The sequence below is a fragment of the Streptomyces sp. NPDC086023 genome (assembly GCF_044540325.1).
GTDB lineage: Bacteria > Actinomycetota > Actinomycetes > Streptomycetales > Streptomycetaceae > Streptomyces.
In genome coordinates, this window is the sequence record NZ_JBITRX010000054.1 from 1 (window position 1) to 1,355 (window position 1,355).

Consider the following 1,355-nt stretch of genomic DNA (forward strand, 5'->3'; position numbering starts at 1 on the left):
GGGGGACAGCATCGCGACGCTCTCGCTGGATAGCCCAGACACATGAGGGGACACCCGCTAGGTGTATTGATCACGAGCGTTGTTGACGCGGGGGTCTTGATCAAAGGCGAAGACCTCCGGTGTGGTGGAGCTGTCTAGGACTGCACCACACCGGAGGTCTTCGTGTCCCACCGTAATGCCCGGCTGACTGTTCATGGCAGGCGGTTGTTGATTCAACGTGTCCGTTCCGGCCGCCCGGTCGCTCATGTGGCCGAGGAGATGGGGATCTCGCGGGCGACCGCCCACAAGTGGGTCCGACGGTGGCAGGCCGAGGGCGACCCGGGACTGTTCGACCGCTCGAGCCGACCGCGCACCACCCCGCATCGCACCGCGCCCGAAACGGAAGCCGCTGTCTGTGATCTGCGACAGACCCGCAAGCTCGGACCTGCCCGGATCGGCCCGATCCTCGGACTACCCGCTTCCACGGTGCACCGGATCCTCACCCGCCACGGCCTGAACCGTCTGGCCTGGCTCGACCGGCCGACCGGCGAGCCGATACGCCGCTACGAACGCAGCCGTCCCGGCGAGCTGGTGCACGTCGACATCAAGAAGCTGGGCAACATCCCTGACGGCGGCGGCTGGCGCGCGGTCGGCAGAACAGCCGGCAACCAGAACCGGCAGAACACCACTGACTTGCGCAAGAGCTGCAAACCGGTGATCGGCTACAGCTACATCCATTCCGCCGTCGACGACCACTCCCGCCTCGCCTACAGCGAGGTCCTGGCCGACGAACGTCAGCACACCGCGATCGGGTTCTGGCAGCGGGCCCACGCGTTCTTCATGGGACACGGCGTCACCGTCGAACGAGTCATGACCGACAACGGCTCCTGCTACAAGTCCAGACTCTTCACCCAGGCCCTCACCACGCATGGCATCGCCCACAAGCGCATCCGGCCCTACCGGCCACAGACCAACGGCAAGGTCGAACGCTTCAACCGCACCCTGCTCGACGAATGGGCCTACCTCCGGCCCTACACCTCCAACGACGAACGCACCGAAGCCCTGGCAGACTTCCTCCACACCTACAACCACCACCGCTGCCACACCGCACTCGGCGGACTCCCGCCCGTCAGCCGCGTCAACAACGCTTCGGGTCAATACACCTAGGCCGCGGACACGGCATGGAGATGTTCCGGCGGATCGAGGCCCACATCGACCAGCACTGCGAGACGTACCGCAACCAGACCCCCCTCTACATCGAGGTGCCCGGCCTGTCGGTTCCCACGACGAAGACCGGCGTGCGCACGGGCGGGCCGCTCCTGCCCGAGCACCTTCCTGCCGCCATGGACGCCGCTGGCATCGAGCGGCTGCTCCTT

General features: G+C 66.3%; 2 protein-coding genes. Both read left to right on the plus strand.

Features of this window, described 5'->3' with window-relative positions; translation table 11 throughout:
* The first annotated feature begins 162 nt into the window (after window positions 1–162).
* Window positions 163–1,146, plus strand: coding sequence for an IS481 family transposase (locus tag ACIF6F_RS37965; protein WP_030883002.1), 984 nt, complete (start codon window positions 163–165; stop codon window positions 1,144–1,146).
* Window positions 1,147–1,160: 14 nt separating this feature from the next.
* Window positions 1,161–1,355 (plus strand): hypothetical protein (locus tag ACIF6F_RS37970; RefSeq protein ID WP_399958625.1); only part of this gene is annotated, 195 nt, incomplete at its 3' end.